This is a genomic window from Actinocorallia sp. API 0066, from assembly GCF_020991275.1.
Taxonomy (GTDB): Bacteria; Actinomycetota; Actinomycetes; order Streptosporangiales; family Streptosporangiaceae; genus Actinocorallia.
This window is the reverse complement of record NZ_JAJLQY010000035.1, coordinates 1-1,311: the sequence shown is the minus strand read 5'-3', so window position 1 is coordinate 1,311 and position 1,311 is coordinate 1. Positions and strand designations below refer to the sequence as shown.

1 protein-coding gene is annotated in these 1,311 nt (G+C 69.0%); it reads right to left on the bottom strand.

All coding sequences use genetic code 11. The features are described from left to right. Window positions 1-65: 65 nt before the first annotated feature. Window positions 66-1,277, bottom strand: a complete 1,212-nt coding sequence (locus LO762_RS32215) for a transposase (protein ID WP_230620141.1) — start codon at window positions 1,275-1,277, stop codon at window positions 66-68. Window positions 1,278-1,311 lie beyond the last annotated feature (34 nt).

Genomic DNA, 1,311 nt, shown 5'->3' with positions numbered 1-1,311 from the left:
GCCAAGGTCTTACGTCGCCTCCGCAGGCGTTTGACGTCTCCGGGGAACTTCCCGGCGACGGCCGCTCACGCGACGGTTCGAAGCGCCTCGTTCAGGAGGTTCCGGGCGGCGTTCACGTCCCGGTCATGGGCCGTGCCGCACGCGCACATCCACACCCGGTCGGAGAGGGTGAGTTCCTCGTTCTTGGTGCCGCACGCCCCGCACAGCCGGGAGGAGGGGAACCACTGGTCGGCCCGCCACACCTGCGACCCGTACCACTGGGCTTTGTAGTCCAGTTGGCGGGCGAACTCGGCGAATCCGAGGTCGGAGATCGCGCGGGACAGTCGCCGGCTCTTCACCATCCCGGCGACGTTCAGCGTCTCCACCGCGATGACTCGTTTGGTTCTCGCGAGCATCGTGGTGGCCTTGTGCAGGAAATCGTTCCGTTGGTGGGCGACGTCCAGGTGGACTTTCGCCACCTTGGAGACGGTTTTCTTCCGGTTCGCCGACCCGCGCTGAGTGCGCGCGAGTCGCTTGTTGGCCTTGCGGAGCTTCCGCAGCGCGGCCCTCAACGGCTTGGGCGCGTGGACCTCGGTGACGGTGCCGTCGTCGTCCACGATAGTCGCGAACGTCTTCACCCCCAGGTCGATCCCGCACGCGGGCGCGTCGGCGGGGACGGCACGACGGGCGTTCAGGTCGGTCCGGTCGAGTTCGATCTGGAACGACAGCCACCAGCGCCCCGCCTGCTCCTTCACGGTCGCGCCGATCACGCGGGCGGTTCCGCCGTTGATCCGGCTGGTCAGCCACCCCATGTCCTCGCGGGTGGTGACGTCACCGATGCCAGGGAGCCGCACAACCCGCTCCGACCGGGGGTGGGCTCGGTTCGCGTCGTACCGGAACCGCGACCCGTCCCGACGCTTCCGCCAACCAGGAAACCCGACCTTCCGGCCCTTCCGCTTCCCCGACCGGGAGGCGAAGAAGTTCTTGAACCCGGCCGCACGGACCCGGCACGCCTCCTTCGGCACCCGCGACGACAGGCATTCCTCACCGAACCACGGGAACCGGTCGGGGTGAGCGACCCGCCACGCGCGTTCCAGCTCGGGAGCCGACCACGGAACCGCCGTCAACTCCTCCTCGGGGATCCCGTAGGTCTTTTCCGCTTTCCGCTGATCGAGGGCGGCGCGGACGAGTTCGAGACAGAAGTTCTCCACGACTCGCGACAGTCCGGCGTGCTGCCCGAGCCGGGCGGCCTGCTCGGGGGCCGGGGCGAGTTCGACCCTGAACCCCTGCCGGATCACGCGGGAACCTCCGCCACTGCCGCGAGTGCCGCTT